Source organism: Curvibacter sp. PAE-UM (assembly GCF_001432305.1).
GTDB lineage: Bacteria > Pseudomonadota > Gammaproteobacteria > Burkholderiales > Burkholderiaceae_C > Hylemonella.
Window position 1 is genome coordinate 1,467,670 of the sequence record NZ_KQ483358.1, and the last position, 14,750, is coordinate 1,482,419.

The window sequence follows — 14,750 nt, forward strand, 5'->3', positions numbered from 1 at the left end:
AATATCAAAATCGATGCCGGACTGTAAAAATTCCCGGGCACTTGCGGAAGATGGCTGGAGTCCATAACATCTATTCCATATCGGAATAAATAGGGTGAGCGCGATGGATCGATTGCATGCGATGGAGGTGTATGTGCGGGTGGTGGAGACGGGCAGCTTCTCGAAGGCGGCCAAGGAGTTCGCCATCACCCAGCCCACCGTGACCAAACTGGTCGCGGCCATCGAGGAGCGGCTCAAGGTGCGCCTGCTCAACCGCAACACGCGGGGTGTCAGCGTCACCGAGTCGGGCGCGCTGTATTACGAGAAGTGCAAGGTCATCGTGCGGGAGTCGGACGAGGCCGACAACATCGTTCGCCTGCGCCAGACCCAGGCCCAGGGCCTGCTGCGCATTGGCACCTCGGTGGCCTTCGGGCGGCGCGTGGTCACGCCGCTGGCGCTGGATTTCATGGCCAAGCACCCGCAGGTGCAGATCGACCTGAGCTTCGAGGACCGTTACATCGACCTGGTCGCCAACGGCATCGACCTGGCCATCCGCATGGGCAAGCTGGCCGACTCCACGCTGGGCGCGCGTTTCCTGGGCGTGAACCCCTGGCTGATGGTGGCCTCACCCAAATACCTGCGCAAGCAGGGTGTGCCCAAACAGGCCAACGACCTGAGCCGGCATCCGGCCCTGATCTACAGCAGCGTGCTGGGTGACGACGTCTGGCGCATGACCACGCCCAAGGGCGAGACTCTCACCGTGCCCGTGGCCGGGCGGCTGCGTTCCAACAACCTGTCGGCGGTGCTGGCGGCGGCGCGCAACGGCTTCGGCATCGCAGCCATGCCGCACTACGTGGCCAGCGACTCGCTGAAGTCAGGTCATGTGGTGGAGGTACTGCGTGGGCACACGCTGCCGGAGCAGGAGATCCACGCGGTGTTCCCAAGCCCGAAGCTGGTGCCGGGCAAGGTGCTGGCCTTCATCGCCTACCTGCAGTCGCGCCTGGGCGAGAGGTGGTGGGACGATTTACCGAAGGCGTGAGAATTTACTGGCTGCCTGCAGCCGCCGGGCCGGAGACCAGCCGCACGGTATTCGGGTTCGGCGGCATGGTACGGCGCGGCTGGTTCCTGGGGCCCTGGCCTTCGCTCAGGGTGTGCAGCTGGAAGTTGCCGCTGGCATCCCACAGCCAGGTCTCGATGTAGCTGGCGCTACCGAGGCGCACCGGCGCCGGGAAGGGGGCGGCCTGGCGCACCGTGCGCTCGATCTCGGCCATGACCTCGGGGGCGTGCTCGGGCGCGCGCATCCAGTTCAGCGCCAGCAGGTTGCCGCGGCTGTCCACCTGCAGTTCCAGCACGCCGATGGCGTAGAGGAAGTGCGGCATCACGCCCTTGAAGATGCGGTTGTTGTTCTTGTCGTAGAGGTGGTAGGCCGCGTCCAGGCGGTAGTCGATGACGGTGTCGGCGCTGGATACCGGGCCCATGGGCGGCAGGGCTTGCGGCAGGGCGATCACCGGGGCGGACGGTGCGACGCTGGCACTGGGGGCGGGCGCGGTGGCACAGCCGGCCACCAGGGCCGTCAGCAGCAGGGCACAGGCGATGGACAGGAATTGGCGAAAGCGACGGATCTGGCTCATGGGATAGGGGTCGGCCGGACCCGTTTTCCCAACGGGGTGCGGCCTGCAGGCAGTGATGCGCCTACTGTGCCACAAATGTCAGCAACTGTTACAAAGTCGGGGCCCCGGGTGCCGGTTTTCCGGCCCTTGCCCCCCGGATGTGTGCCCGGGGTGCAACAGCGTGGCGGCTGATCTCAGTCGGCCGTGATGCCGGCCTCGCGGATGGTCTTGGCCCAGAAGGTGGTTTCGCGCTTGACCAGGGCGTCCAGCGCCTCGGGCGGCAGGTAGCGGATCTCGATGCCGGCGGCATTGGCGCGGGTTTTGGTTTCGGGCTGCTCCATGGCCTGCTTGATGCTGCTGCTGAGCTTGGCCACCACCTCGGGTGGCGTGCCGGCCGGTGCGAAGATGCCAACCCAGGCTTCGAGCTCGAAACCCTTGAGGCCGGCTTCGTCGGTGGTGGGCACGTTGGGAATGCCGGGGTGGCGCGCCTTGCCGGCCACCGCCAGACCCCTGAGCTTGCCGGCCTGGATATGGCCCATGACCGAGGGTGGCGTGGTGATGAAGACCTGCACCTGGCCGGCCAGCACGTCCTGCACCGCCGGGCCGGAGCCGCGGTAGGGAATGTGGACCATGCTGGTGCGCGTCTGGCCCTTGAACATCTCGGTGCCGATGTGCGAGAGCGAGCCGTTGCCCTGCGAGGCGTAGCTCAGCTTGCCCGGGTTGGCCTTGAGGTAGGCGATGAATTCGGAGAGCGTGTTGGCCGGCACCGAGGGGTGCACGGCAATCACGTTGGTGGCCACCGTGACCAATGCCACCGGGGCCAGGTCCTTTTGCGCCCAGGGCAGCTTGGGGCTGAGGGCGGGGTTGCCCACGTGGTAGGCCGAGTAGGAGGTGAGCAGGGTGTAGCCGTCGGGGTTGGCGCGCGCCACCAGGCCATAGGCCACGTTGCCGCTGCCGCCGCCCTTGTTGTCCACCACGATCGACTGGCCCAGCACCCGCGAAAGCGGCTCGCTCAGCAGGCGGGCCGAGGCATCGACGAAGCCGCCGGGCGGGTTGGGCACCACCAGGGTGACGGGCTTGGCGGGGTAGACCTGGGCGGCGGCCAGGCCGCCCAGCAGCGTGGTGGTGGCCAGCAGGGAGCGAAGGATATGGCGGCGTGGGCTCATGTGCTTGTCTCTTTTGATGAAATGGATGTTGTTCTGAGCCGCCAGTTTAGTACGCAGGCACCTGGCCCGCGCGGTTCACCAGTCGCTCACCAGTCCGGCCGCGCGGGTGGACGACTTCTCGAAGTGCCGGGCCAGGAAGTCCACGAAGGCCCGCACCCGTGCCGACAGCTGGTGGCGCTGGGGATAGACCACATGGATGTCGGCGGGCGGCGTCTGCCAGTGTTCCAGCACCTGGCGCAGCCGGCCGCTGCGCAGGTATTTGGCGATGTCCCATTCGGCGCGCATCACGATGCCGTGGCCATCCAGCGCCCAGTTCACCGCGATTTCCCCGTCACTGGTGCTGAGGTTGCCGCGCACCTTGACGGATTCGGTCTGCTTGCCCGCGCTCAGGCGCCAGATGCCGTAGCCATCGTTGCCCTGGCGGATGCCGATGCAGTTGTGGCGCGTCAGGTCATGCGGCACCCGGGGTGTTCCGTGCTGCGCCAGGTAGGCGGGGGCGGCGCACAGCAGCCGGCGGTTGGGGGCGAGCTGGCGTGCGATCACGCGGGCATCCGGGGGTTCGCCGAAACGGATGCAGACGTCGAAGGCGTCCTCGCTCAGCGGCGGCGGGTTGACGGTGAGCTGCAGCTCGATCTGGACCTCGGGGTGCTGCTTGGTGAAGCGCGAAATCAGCGGGGAGATGTGGCTGCGGCCAAAACCCTGCGTGGCGTTGACCCGCAGCAGGCCCTTGGGCGTGGCGATGGCGTTGCCGACCAGGCGCTCCATGTCCTCGATGTCCACCAGGATGCGGCGCGCATGCTGCAGGTAGATCTCGCCCTCCTGCGTCAGGCTCACGCGCCGGGTCGTGCGGTTGAGCAGTTGCACGCCCAGGCGCGCCTCCATCTGGGCCAGCCGCTTGCTCACGGCGGGGGGGGGGACATCCATTTCACGTGCCGCACCGGAGAAGCTGCCGCAGCGGGCCAGCAGGCTGAAGAAGGCCATTTCGGAAGGGGAGGAGGTGGTGGCCGTCATTGTTAACTCAAAGTAAACAGTGACATAACTTTATCCTGATTCATGGCGTTTGGATATCTCTACAGTGCCCATCGTGGCTCAGGCGCGCGCAGGGCGTGCCGGACCCGATGAAACAGGAAAACGGATGAAGACCTACAAGATTGCATGCATACCCGGTGACGGCATCGGCAAGGAAGTGATCCCGGCCGGCCAGACCGTGCTGGCGGCCCTGGCCCAGAAGCTCGGCTCCTTCAAGTTCGAGTTCACTTCTTTCGACTGGGGCGGCGATTACTACCGCCAGCACGGCGTGATGATGCCGGCCGACGGCCTGAACGATCTGCGCAACAAGGACGCCCTGCTGTTCGGTTCCGCCGGCGATCCCCACATCCCTGACCACATCACGCTGTGGGGCCTGCGCCTGAAGATCTGCCAGGGTTTTGACCAGTACGCCAACGTGCGCCCCACCCGCATCCTGCCTGGCATCGACGCGCCGCTCAAGCGCTGCCGGCCCGAGGATCTGAACTGGGTCATCGTGCGCGAGAACTCCGAGGGCGAGTACGCCGGCGTGGGCGGCCGTGCCCACCAGGGCCACCCGATCGAGGTGGCGACCGATGTCTCCATCCTCACGCGCGCCGGTGTCGAGCGCATCATGCGTTTCGCCTTCAAGCTGGCGCAGTCGCGCCCGCGCAAGTTCCTGACCGTGGTGACCAAGTCCAACGCGCAGCGCCACGCCATGGTGATGTGGGACGAGATCGCGCTGCAGATCAGCAAGGAGTTTCCGGACGTCAAGTGGGACAAGGAGCTGGTCGACGCCATGACCGCGCGCATGGTGAACAAGCCGGCCTCCATCGACACGGTGGTGGCGACCAATCTGCACGCCGACGTGCTGAGTGACCTGGCCGCCGCGCTGGCCGGCAGCCTGGGCATCGCCCCCACCGGCAACATCGACCCGGAGCGCCGTTACCCTTCGATGTTCGAGCCCATCCACGGCTCGGCCTTCGACATCATGGGCAAGGGCCTGGCCAATCCCGTGGGCACTTTCTGGTCCTGCGTGATGCTGCTGGAGCACCTGGGCGAGCCCGCCGCCGCCGCCCTGCTGATGCGGGTGATCGAGTCGGTCACGGCCGACCCATCGCTGCACACGGGCGACCTGGGCGGCAGCGCCCGGACCGAACAGGTGACCGCGGCCACCTGCGCGCGCATCGCCGCGGCGGCCTGAGCGGCGTCTGGCGGACAGAGTTTGTGACAACACCAAGAGGAGACCTACCATGAAGAAACTGCTTTGTGCTTTCGGCTTGAGCCTGCTGTCCTCCCTGACATGGGCACAGGCCTGTCCGGACAAGAACCTGCTGTACTGGCAGGCCTTTCCGCCGGGTGGCGAGTCCGACCTGTCGGCGCGCCACCAGCAGGTCACGCTGAAGAAACGCTGCCCGGCGATCGACACCATCATCCAGTACAAGGCCGGCGCCGGCGGCGGCCTGATGTGGGGCCAGATGAACCAGCTGCCCGGCGACGGCGTCAACGTGGTGGGCGTGAACCTGCCGCACATCGTGTTCCAGCCCCTCGAGGGCCAGGTGCAGTACAAGACCCAGGACATCACGCCGGTGTTCTGGTTCCACTACACCCCCGACATCCTGGTGGTGCCCGAGACCAGCGCGATCAAGAGCTTTGCCGATTTCCTCAAGATGGCCAAGTCCGATCCGGGCAAGCTCAACCTGGGCGGCTCCGGCCTGAACTCGGCCAACCACGCCGCGCATGAGCGGCTGAACGCGGCCTTCGGCGTCAAGACCAACTACATCCCCTACAAGGGTACGGGGGACATGGCCACGGCGGTGCTGGGCTCGCAGATCGACGGCGCCATGACCTACACGCCCTTCGCCATCGCCAACAAGAGCCGCCTGCGCGCGCTGGCCGTGGCCATGGAGAAGCGCCATCCGCTGATGCCCGACGTGCCGACCTTCAAGGAGCTGGGCGTGAACTGGGTCGATGGCGCCTACCGCGGCATCGGGGTCCCGAAATCCACCCCGCCGGAGGCACGCAAGCGCATCTCCGACCTGTGGACCGCGCTCAACAACGACCCGGAGATGAAGGAGCTGGCCGCCCGTGCCGGCTTCGAGCTGATCAACGTCGGGGTCGACCAGATGGACGCCTTCATGAAGGAGAAGGTCAGCCTGTACACCGAGGGCGCGCAGCAGCTGGGCCTGGGCAAGAAATAAGCCGGACGGGGGGCGGGGCGGTCCGGGCCCGTGCGATTACAGGCGGGTTACGACGTCACAATAGAAGGCAGGAGACTTCACATGACTGCCCCCGACCCGATCGCCCAGCCCCGCCAGTTCCTCGAACACCTCTACCACGCCGCCGTGCGGCGCGCCCTGCCGCTGCACAACACGGCGGCCCATCTGCCCCAGCCGCCCAAGGGCCGCACCGTCGTCATCGGCGCCGGCAAGGCCGGTGGCGCCATGGCGCAGGCGGTGGAGGCCCTGTGGCCGGCCGGAGCCCCGCTGTCGGGCCTGGTGGTCACGCGTTACCACCACACGCCGCCGCGCCCGGCCGGGCTGGCGCAGCGCATCGAGGTCATCGAGGCCTCGCACCCCGTGCCCGATGCCGCCGGCCTGGCGGCTTCGCAGCGCATCCTGCAACTGGTGCAGGGCCTGACGAAGGATGACCTGGTGCTGTGCCTGATCTCGGGCGGCGGTTCGGCCCTGCTCACGCTGCCGGCCGAAGGCCTGACGCTGGAAGACAAACAACGCATCAACAAGGCCCTGCTGGCCAGCGGCGCCAACATCGGCGAGATGAACTGCGTGCGCAAGCACCTCTCGCGCATCAAGGGCGGGCGCCTGGCCGCGGCCTGCGCCCCCGCCCAGGTGGTGACGCTGACCATCAGCGACGTGCCGGGGGACGACCCTTCCGTCATTGCCAGCGGCCCCACCGTACCGGATGCCACCACCTGTGCCGATGCGCTATCAATTTTGAAGCGCTACCGGATCGAGGTGCCGGCCCCGGTACAGGCTGCGCTCGAACAAGGCGCACTGGAAACGCCCAAGCCAGGCAGCCCCATCTTCCAGGGGCATCAGGTCAACATGATCGCCACGCCCCAGCAGTCGCTGGAAGCGGCAGCCGAGGCGGCGCGCGCCGCTGGCCTGAACGCCTACATCCTCAGCGACGAGATGGAGGGTGAGTCGCGCGAGGTGGGCAAGGTGCATGCTGCCCTGGCGCGCGCGGTGGCACAGCATGGCCAGCCCTTTGCCAAACCCTGCGTCATCCTCAGCGGCGGCGAGACCACGGTCACGGTGCGCCCGGTGCCCGCGGGCGAGCAGCGCGGCAAGGGTGGCCGCGCCGGCGAGTTCTGCCTGGGGCTGGCGCTGGCCCTGCAGGGGCAGGCGGGTGTCTGGGCCCTGGCGGCCGACACCGACGGCATCGACGGCATGGAAGAGAACGCCGGCGCCTGGGTCGAACCCGGCACGCTGGCCCGGGCCCAGGCGCAGGGTATGAAGGTCGAGCGTTACCTGGACCGCAACGATGCCTATGGCTACTTCCAGCTCCTGGGTGATCTGGTGGTCACCGGCCCGACCCATACCAATGTGAACGATTTCCGGGCCTTGCTGGTTTTGTAGGTCTTGCCGGCCGGCTTTCGTGCTCGGTCTTTGACTTGGCTCAAGGTCGGCGGGGCGGCGGGGCGGCACAGTGGCTTCCATGTTGCCACCCGAATTCATGGACTCCAGTGCCGAACGCCGCAAGGCGGCGGCGGGCGCCGTGCTGCTCAAGCGTGGCAGCACGCCCACCGCGGTGATGTATGTGGAGTCCGGTCGCGTGGCGCTGGGTGTGATGGAAGGCGAAGTCCTGGCGCATCAGCTCGGCGAGATCCAGGGGCCGTTCTGGCTGGAGGCCACCGCCGCCGTGCTGGGCCTGCCCAGCGTCGTGGACGCGGTGGCCGAAACCGAGGTGGTGCTGCGGCGTATTCCGCTGGCGCGTTTTCGCCAGTCGCTGGGAGCCATGCCGGTGGCGGCGCGGACTGTCTTGCAGGACGTGGCCACGGCGCATCGGCGCCAGACCGAACTGGCCGTGAGCCGGCTGGCCAAGGACGCCGAGGCGCGCTGCGCCGAATGGCTGCTGCGCCATGCCCAACCCGGCGAGAAGGGGGCCCTGGCCGTGCCGCTGGAGCAGCGCAAGCGCCTGATCGCAGCCCAGCTGGGCATTGCGCCCGAGACGCTGTCGCGTGTGCTGCGCCATCTGCGTGAGCGCAGCCTGATCAGCGGCACCGGCCGCGTGCTCAATCTGCTGGATCCTGGGGGCCTGCGCCTGCTGGCCGGGGTCTGACAGAAAAAAGCCGCCCGGTCCGGCGGCTTTTGCATTCACGAACACAAAGACTTGATGTCGGCCGGTATCGGCACGGCACGGATGCCCTTGCCGTCCTGGCGGTGCGCGGCAAAGATGCGCACCTCGTCGCATTCCATGATCAGGTCCACCGAGCCATCCTGGTTTTCGCGCTTGATCTGGTAACGCTGCACGAAGCTCTTCTCGCGCCATTCCGCTACGTGGGTGTGGATCTGCAGCGTGTCGCCATAACTCGCGGTCTTGACGAAACGCGCGTGCGTGTCCACCAGCGGCGTACCGATCATGCCGGTGGCCTTCTCGGTCTCGTGCCAGGGCGGCACGCCGCACTGGATGAAGAAGTGGCGCGAAGCGGCGTCGATCCAGCGGAAGAAATTGGGGAACCAGACGATGCGGGCCGGGTCGCAGTCGCCGAACTCGACGCGCTGGGTGTAGACGACGGTGCGGGGTTGGGGGGAGGAGATGTCGGTCATGGCAGGAAATTAAAAAGCCCCCCGCGAGGAGGGGCCGGATGCGGCTGGGAGCTCAGTCGCCCTTGATGCCGCGTTCGCGGATGAGGGCGCCAAAACGCCTGGAGTCGTCCGTCGCCTTCGCGGCGAAAGCTTGCGGGCTCATCGCTGCGGCTTCACCACCGAGGGCGGCAATGCGGTCCTTGGCGGACTGGCTGCCCAGGATCTTGTTGATCTCGGTGTTCAGGCGCGTGATCACGGCGGGCGGCGTGCCGGCCGGGGCGTAGAAGCCGAAGTAGCTGTCAGCGTCGAAGCCCTTGAGGCCGGTGGCTTCGTCCACGGTGGGCACGTCGGGGAACAGCGGCGAGCGCTTGGGGCTGCCGATGGCCAGCAGCTTGAGCCGGTTGGCGCGCACATGCGGCAGGGCGATGCCCGGATCGAAGGCAAAGTCGATCTGGCCGGCCAGCAGGTCGTTGAGCGCCGGGGCCGCGCCGCGGTAGGGCACGTGCACGGCGAAGGTGCTGGTCATGCTCTTGAGCATCTCGGTGGCCAGGTGCGGCGAGCTGCCGTTGCCCGGCGTGCCGTAGGACAGCTTGCCCGGGTTGGCCTTCAGGTAGGAGACGAACTCACGGGCGTTGGCCACCGGCAGCGCGGGCTTGACGACCAGGAACACCGCTACGCGCGCGACCGAGGCCACCGGGGTCAGGTTCTTGGTGGGGTCGAAGGGCATCTTGTCGTAGATGTGCGGGTTCACCGACACCAGGCCGCCCGAGCTCATCAGCAGGGTGTAGCCGTCAGCGGGCGATTTGGCGACCACGTCACCGCCGATGTTGCCGCCGGAACCGGCCCGGTTTTCCACCACCACGGGCTGGCCCAGCGCGTCCTGCAGCGGAGCGGCCACCATGCGCGCCAGCACGTCGGCCACACCTCCCGGCGGGAAGGTGACGATGACCTTGAGCGGCTTGTTGGGATAGCCTTGTGCCTGTGCCACGGGCAGCGCGCCAGCGGTGGCCAGCAATGCGGCGAGCAGGGTGCGTCGGCTCAGGCGGGAGAGTGTCGGGATGCCAGGCATGGTGGTGTGCTCCTTGAGGGATTCGGTGAGGACGGGGAAGTATCGAATGAAACGGGGTGGCTTCAGCCCATGCGGCCGGGCAGCCACAGGGCGATGGCCGGGAAGGCGATCAGGATGACGAGGCGGATGAGGTCGGTGCCGATGAAGGGCAGCACGCCGCGGAAGATCTGGGTGAAAGTCACGTCCTGCACCACGCTCTTGATCACGAAGACGTTCATGCCCACGGGTGGATGGATCAGGCCCAGCTCCACCGTCATCACGATGATGACGCCGAACCAGATCGGGTCGAAGCCAAGCTGCAGGATCAGCGGGTAGATGATGGGCACGGTCAGGATGATCATGGCCATGGCGTCCATCAGGCAGCCCAGCACCAGGTACATGCCCATGATGATGGCCAGCAGGGCGTAGCGGCTCAGGCCCAGGCCGGTGAGGAGTTCGGTGACCTTCTGCGGCGTCTGTGTGATGGTCAGGAAGTAGCCGAACAGCAGCGCGCCGATCAGCACCGTGAAGACAGCGGCCGAGGTGCGCGTGGCTTCCAGCAGGGCCTCGCGGATCTGTGCCAGGTTCAGGCGGCGGCGCACCACGCCCAGGATGAAGGCGCCGGCCGCGCCCATGCCGCCGGCTTCCGAAGGCGTGAACAGGCCGCCGTAGAGGCCGCCGATCACGAAGATGAACAGGGCCAGCGGTGCCCACACGTCCTTCAGGCTGGCCAGGCGTTCGCTCCAGGGCTTGCGCTCGCCGGCCGGCAGAAAACCGGGCCGGGCCATCACGATCAGCGCGATGGTCAGGATGTACATGGCGATGGCCAGCAGGCCGGGCAGCACGCCGGCCATGAAGAGCTTGCCGATGTCCTGCTGCGTCAGGATGGCGTAGACCGCCAGCACGGTGGACGGCGGGATCATGATGCCCAGGGTGCCGCCGGCGGCGATCACGCCGGTGGCGAAGGACTTGGGGTAGTTGTAGTGGCGCATCTCCGGGTAGGCCACCTTGGAGAAGGTGGCCGCCGTGGCGACTGAGGAGCCGCAGATGGCAGCAAAGCCGCCGCAGGCCAGCACCGTGGCCACGCCCAGGCCGCCGCGCAGGTGGCCCATGAAGGCGTTGGCGGCGCGGAACAGCTCGCGGCTCACACCCGAGATGGAGACGAAGGCGCCCATGAGCATGAACATGGGGATGACGGCGAAGTTCTGGTCGGTCACCGTGCGCATGGTGGTCTGGCCCACCATCTTGAGCGCGGGGTCCATGCCCACGATGTAACCGTAACCGGTGACGCCCACCAGGCCCATGGCCATGCCCACGGGCACGCGCAACAGCATGAGAACGAAGAGGACGACAAAGCCGATGCCGGCCACGAGATCGGTATTCAAGACGGGAGCCTCATTCGCTGGTGTGTTGTTCGGGATGGTCTTCGATCAGCTCGGGCTGGAAGATCAGGCGCCAGGTGCGGATGGCGATCAGGAGCACCGCTGCGACATCACCCAGCCAGGCCACGGCAAAAAAGGGCCAGGTCGGCAGGTGCAGATCGTAGGTGAGCACGTTGTCGCGCCAGGTGACCAGCACCTTGTCGAACAGGGTGTAGGTCTGCACGACCACCACGAAGAGCAACACCAGGGTGGCGAAGATGTCGATCCAGCGTTTCGTGCGCTTGCTGCCGGCGGTCCACAGCAGGTCCACCGTGATGTGCGTGCCGCGGTAGCTGGTGGCGGCGATGCCCCAGAAGATCAGGATGCCCAGCAGCAGCGAACCGAAGTCGTAGGCGTCCGGGATGGAGGTGTCGAAGAACTTGCGCAGGATGACCGCGACGAAGATGTTGAGGGCGACGATGCCGACGAAGATCGCAGCCAGCCACTCGATCGTGTCGATGACACGATCCATAGAATTGCGCTTCACGCAGTGCTCCAGAGACAGGGAATGCCGGCAGCGGGCGATGCCGGCTGGCATCACCCGCCTGCTTGCTGATTACATCGCAGCCTTGTACTTCACGAGTTGCTGCTTCAGGCCGTCGAGCGCGGCCTTGGGATTCTGACCGGTTTTGTCCTTCAGGTCCTTGGCCCACTCTGCTTCCACCGGGGCCACGGCCTTGCGCCAGGCGTCGAGCTGGTCCGGGGTCAGCTTGTAGACCTCGTGGTCGGGCATGGCGCCCAGCTTGGCGTGGCCGGCGTATTCGAAGTCGGCCCACTGGCTGGCCACCTTCTCGGCCCACTCGGTGGTGCAGTGGTCGTCCACGACCTTCTTCTGCGCGGTCGACAGGGCGTTGTACTTGGACTGGTTCATGACCCAGACGAAGGGCGTCACGTACAGGGGCACGTCCATGTGGTACTTGACCACCTTGTCGATGCCGAACAGCGGGATCGAGCCCCAGGGGAAGGTCACCGCGTCAGCCACACCGCGCTCGATGATCTCGCGCACTTCGGGTGCCGAGGACTGCACGTTGGTGCCGCCCAGCAGCGTGACCATGCGGCCGACGCCTTCGTGCGCCGGGCGGATCTTCATGCCCTTGATGTCGGTGGGCAGGACGATCTTCTTGCGCGAGTGGAAGGTGCCGGGGTCATGCACGAAGGCGAAGCAGAACTTCACGTCCTTCATCTCCTTGGCCGCGTAATTGCGGTACCAGGCGTCGACGGCGGCCGAGCCGCCCTTGCCGTTGGCGATCAGGAAGGGCAGGGACGAGGCGGCGAAGACCGGGAAGCGGCCCGGCTGGTAGCCCGGGTTCACATAGGCGAAGTCGGCGATGCCGTCGCGCGCCATGTCGTAGTGGTCGAAAGCCTTGCCCAGCTGCTGGGCCGGAAACATGGTGGCGCTGAGCGTGCCGCCCGAGGCCTTCTTCATGCTTTCACCCCAGGCGATCAGCGATGGGTTCAGCGGGTGCTGGGCCGGCACCCAACTGGAGAAACGGAACATCACCGGCTTGTCCTGGGCCTGGACCGGGGCTGCCGCCAGCAGCAGGGCAGTGGCGCAGGCTGTCGCCAGACGGGTCAGTGCTTGGGTGGGCTGTTGCATACGCGGGGTCTCCTCTTTGTGGTGGTTGGAATCATTCAGACCGGACCAATGTACAGTCCGCCCGGTCCCTTGTATATGAGCGTAATCACTGCCTGTGGCGGCCTCCTCAGGCCTGGCGCCGCCGCATCCAGCGGATCGGCTGCTCTTTCACGGGGCGGGCCGGTGCACCGTGCTGCTGCAGGGCGCGGTCCAGCGCCTTGCCGGCGTCGTCGGCCAGGGCCGCCTGGCGTGCCGCGGCGATGGCGGAGGCGCGCGCTGCATCGTGTTCGAAGTGGCCGGTCGTGGCCAGGTGTTGCACCACGTGCAGCAGGTTGTCCTTGCCGCGCTCGTTGGTGCTGCCGTAACCCTTGATCAGGCGGCCGCACAAGGCCAGCTCGTGGCCCGTGGCCCAGTGGCGTTGTGTGCTACTCACCACCGCGCCCAGCCACAACTCGATCAGCGTCTGCTCGGTGACAAAGCGGCTGCCCAGGGGGCGCAGCGCGCGCAGCGTGGCCAGGCCGCGCAGGGCGAGCATGCCGAAGACCGAATGCGTGCCGATCTTCAGGGGCAGGGCCCAGGGGTTCTTGCCGGCCAGCACGCGACGGCGGTCCCAGGCCAGCACGCGTTGCGCCAGGCCCGTGGGCAGCAGGGCGGCGAACTCGGGCGCGCCGGGTTTGAAGTGGTCGTAGAGCTTGAGCAGGTCGGCCTCGCCGGCCTTGACCTCGCCCAACACACGCGACCAGCGGCTGGCGCGGCTCTTGAGGTCGGCCACGCGGATGATGTCGTCGAACGCCATCCACAGCGCCAGCCAGCGCGCCATCTCGCGCGTCACGGCCCAGCCGCGCGTGCCCTGCGGGTCGCTGGTTCGCTCTGCTGCCAGCACCTGCTGCAGGCGCTCGACGTAACGCTGGGCATAGGCCGCGTTCTGGTACTCCACCAGGCGCGCATGGCCCAGGGCGATGATCTCGTGCAATACGCCGGGGAAGAGCGCGGCCACGGTGGCGGGCAGGGCCGGCACTTTGGCGGCCGGTGCCACAGCTTTCGGTGTGAGTACCTGCTCGATGAATTGCGCCTGGGTGCGCTGCGCGTGCACGGCGTCGAAGCCCAGGGCGAAACCGCGCAGGCTGGCTTGGGCGCTGCCGCCACTGTCCTTCAGGATGGCTTCGTACTCGGCGCGGCCCATGGGCAGCAGGCCGCTGGCGGCGATGCAGCCCAGCATCACGGCGCTGACAATGGTGCCGGCCTGGCGCGTGAGCTCGGCCATGTCCAGCACATGGTGGGCACGGCTGTGGGTGGTGATGAGGTTCAGCAGCCCCTGCGCATCGCGCCGGCCGTCGCCCATCTGCATCTTCTCCATCGTGGTCAGCGCGCGCGCCGTGGAGCTCAGCACCAGGGTGCGGTCGCTGCTGGCATGGCCCAGGCTGATCTGTCGCACGGTTTCCAGCAACTCGCTGGAGACCAGGGCATCGAGCCGCCCCGGCATGGGGTACAGGCCCAGCACCGGGCGTTGGCCGCCGAGTTCGGCCACCGGCACGGGGAAGACCTCAAGGTAGTAGGTGGTGGCGCCGGTGCGCTGCGCCACGCCGGGGATGGAAGTGGCTTGCACGGGGTAGCCGGCATGGCGGGCGGTCTCGACCAGCCATTCGGTCAGGACGCCGCCGCCTTCGCCGCCTAGGGCGCAGAGGAGGAGGGAGATGGGTTGTTGGTTCATGTCTTTTGTTTCTTGTTCTGTTTTTGGTGGAGCTCGGCTTTGTTTGTCTGCGACAGCTGGTCTGCCCCCCACACTCCCCCCCGCCCCTCTCTACCCCCGCCGGGGTAGAGGGGAGCCTGGATTTGGGTTCTGGTTTCTGGACAGGCTTCTATGGAGCGAAGCGTCGCCACCGTGGTTTGGGCGCCAGCATTTCACGCCTGTGGTCGTAGTAAATGGTTGGGCTGGTGCGTGCCAACGACAGCGGCCGCTGCGCGGCCCGCTGTACACGAGACAGGGGGAACAGCTTGTGTTGCTTGTCTCGTTGCTGGCTGGCGCAGCCGCCAGCCTTGGCGTGCAGATCGGTGCGAGTTCTCTACGACCGTGGGCTCGCGATTCGGGGAGAGAAGAAGCTGTGGCGGCGCCACGTGCCGTAGAAGCGTAGCCGGCACGACGAAACCAAATCCAGGCCCCCCCCCCCCCCCCCCC

At 67.1% G+C, this 14,750-nt stretch carries 14 protein-coding genes; 5 read left to right on the forward strand and 9 right to left on the reverse strand.

Annotated elements, in window-relative coordinates; translation table 11 throughout:
* The first annotated feature begins 103 nt into the window (after positions 1 to 103).
* Positions 104 to 1,018, forward strand: coding sequence for a LysR family transcriptional regulator (locus tag AO057_RS07210; protein ID WP_057674990.1), 915 nt, complete (start codon positions 104 to 106; stop codon positions 1,016 to 1,018).
* Between the two features lie 4 nt (positions 1,019 to 1,022).
* Here AO057_RS07210 and AO057_RS07215 read toward each other — a convergent pair whose 3' ends face one another.
* The 3 genes from AO057_RS07215 to AO057_RS07225 all read right to left on the reverse strand — a co-directional run bounded on the left by AO057_RS07215 (position 1,023) and on the right by AO057_RS07225 (position 3,736).
* A complete protein-coding gene (locus AO057_RS07215) occupies positions 1,023 to 1,610 on the reverse strand; it encodes a hypothetical protein (RefSeq protein ID WP_205630002.1) in 588 nt (195 codons plus the stop codon).
* Positions 1,611 to 1,783: 173 nt separating this feature from the next.
* Positions 1,784 to 2,755, reverse strand: a complete 972-nt coding sequence (locus tag AO057_RS07220; protein WP_057674991.1) for a Bug family tripartite tricarboxylate transporter substrate binding protein — start codon at positions 2,753 to 2,755, stop codon at positions 1,784 to 1,786.
* A 75-nt stretch (positions 2,756 to 2,830) separates the two neighbouring features.
* The gene (locus AO057_RS07225) at positions 2,831 to 3,736 is read right to left on the reverse strand and encodes a LysR family transcriptional regulator (protein ID WP_371258265.1); all 906 of its coding nucleotides are present in this window, start codon (positions 3,734 to 3,736) and stop codon (positions 2,831 to 2,833) included.
* A 154-nt stretch (positions 3,737 to 3,890) separates the two neighbouring features.
* Between AO057_RS07225 and AO057_RS07230 the strand changes: the two genes are divergently transcribed.
* The 4 genes from AO057_RS07230 (at position 3,891) to AO057_RS07245 (ending at position 8,062) form a co-directional block, all read left to right on the forward strand.
* Complete coding sequence (locus AO057_RS07230) at positions 3,891 to 4,964, forward strand: tartrate dehydrogenase (protein ID WP_057674993.1); 1,074 nt, start codon at positions 3,891 to 3,893, stop codon at positions 4,962 to 4,964.
* Positions 4,965 to 5,013: 49 nt separating this feature from the next.
* The gene (locus tag AO057_RS07235; RefSeq protein ID WP_057674994.1) at positions 5,014 to 5,961 is read left to right on the forward strand and encodes a tripartite tricarboxylate transporter substrate binding protein; all 948 of its coding nucleotides are present in this window, start codon (positions 5,014 to 5,016) and stop codon (positions 5,959 to 5,961) included.
* An 81-nt stretch (positions 5,962 to 6,042) separates the two neighbouring features.
* Positions 6,043 to 7,359: a glycerate kinase type-2 family protein gene (locus AO057_RS07240; RefSeq protein WP_057674995.1), complete on the forward strand. Its 1,317-nt coding sequence runs from the start codon at positions 6,043 to 6,045 to the stop codon at positions 7,357 to 7,359.
* Between the two features lie 79 nt (positions 7,360 to 7,438).
* Positions 7,439 to 8,062, forward strand: coding sequence for a Crp/Fnr family transcriptional regulator (locus tag AO057_RS07245; RefSeq protein WP_057674996.1), 624 nt, complete (start codon positions 7,439 to 7,441; stop codon positions 8,060 to 8,062).
* A 35-nt stretch (positions 8,063 to 8,097) separates the two neighbouring features.
* Here AO057_RS07245 and AO057_RS07250 read toward each other — a convergent pair whose 3' ends face one another.
* The 6 genes from AO057_RS07250 to AO057_RS07275 form a co-directional block, all read right to left on the reverse strand.
* Complete coding sequence (locus AO057_RS07250) at positions 8,098 to 8,550, reverse strand: acyl-CoA thioesterase (RefSeq protein ID WP_057674997.1); 453 nt, start codon at positions 8,548 to 8,550, stop codon at positions 8,098 to 8,100.
* A 52-nt stretch (positions 8,551 to 8,602) separates the two neighbouring features.
* Positions 8,603 to 9,598, reverse strand: coding sequence for a Bug family tripartite tricarboxylate transporter substrate binding protein (locus AO057_RS07255; RefSeq protein ID WP_057674998.1), 996 nt, complete (start codon positions 9,596 to 9,598; stop codon positions 8,603 to 8,605).
* Positions 9,599 to 9,660: 62 nt separating this feature from the next.
* On the reverse strand, positions 9,661 to 10,962 hold the full coding sequence (locus tag AO057_RS07260) for a TRAP transporter large permease (protein ID WP_057674999.1): 1,302 nt from the start codon (positions 10,960 to 10,962) through the stop codon (positions 9,661 to 9,663).
* A gap of 10 nt (positions 10,963 to 10,972) precedes the next feature.
* Positions 10,973 to 11,485: a TRAP transporter small permease gene (locus AO057_RS07265; RefSeq protein ID WP_240480748.1), complete on the reverse strand. Its 513-nt coding sequence runs from the start codon at positions 11,483 to 11,485 to the stop codon at positions 10,973 to 10,975.
* Positions 11,486 to 11,554: 69 nt separating this feature from the next.
* Positions 11,555 to 12,595 (reverse strand): TRAP transporter substrate-binding protein, encoded by a 1,041-nt coding sequence (locus AO057_RS07270; RefSeq protein ID WP_082605448.1) that lies wholly within the window; start codon positions 12,593 to 12,595, stop codon positions 11,555 to 11,557.
* A 106-nt stretch (positions 12,596 to 12,701) separates the two neighbouring features.
* Positions 12,702 to 14,285 carry an indolepyruvate oxidoreductase subunit beta family protein gene (locus AO057_RS07275; protein WP_057675001.1) on the reverse strand — a complete coding sequence of 528 codons (1,584 nt, stop codon included), beginning with the start codon at positions 14,283 to 14,285 and terminating at the stop codon, positions 12,702 to 12,704.
* Between the last annotated feature and the right edge of the window lie 465 nt (positions 14,286 to 14,750).